Raw genomic sequence first — 350 nt, 5'->3', positions numbered from 1 at the left:
TCGTTTAAGACTGTAATCCAGCGCTTTGGCAATTGCAGAACCTTCCGACACCAGCTTGCGCTGCGCCACCATCCATTCGTGAAGTGCGCCGCAGACCGGCTTGGCCCGACTCTGTCGAAGCTTGTGGCGTTCCTCGGCTTGCAGCACTGCAGCGTCGCGCTCGATGTCGTAAAGCGGAGCAAAGAACGGCAGCGCCTGCGCGGCGATCTGACTGCTGTGATTTGCGTGCAGATCGAAGAACTTGCGTCTCGCGTGCGCTGCATATCCAATTTCAGTGATGCCCTGCTGGAATCCAGCCTTGTACCCACTGTAGTCGTCGCATACCAGTTTGCCCTGCCAGTCAGCGAGGA

The 350-nt window shown here is 58.0% G+C and carries 1 protein-coding gene; it reads right to left on the bottom strand.

Annotated elements, in window-relative coordinates:
- Nucleotides 1–350: IS66 family transposase (locus ACLFKU_RS44435; RefSeq protein ID WP_410853477.1), on the bottom strand; the 350-nt coding region annotated here is incomplete at both ends.

This window comes from Paraburkholderia sp. EG304, from assembly GCF_046543485.1.
Lineage (GTDB): Bacteria > Pseudomonadota > Gammaproteobacteria > Burkholderiales > Burkholderiaceae > Paraburkholderia > Paraburkholderia youngii.
The sequence above is the reverse complement of the archived record's forward strand: the minus strand, read 5'-3'. Positions and strand labels throughout refer to the sequence as shown.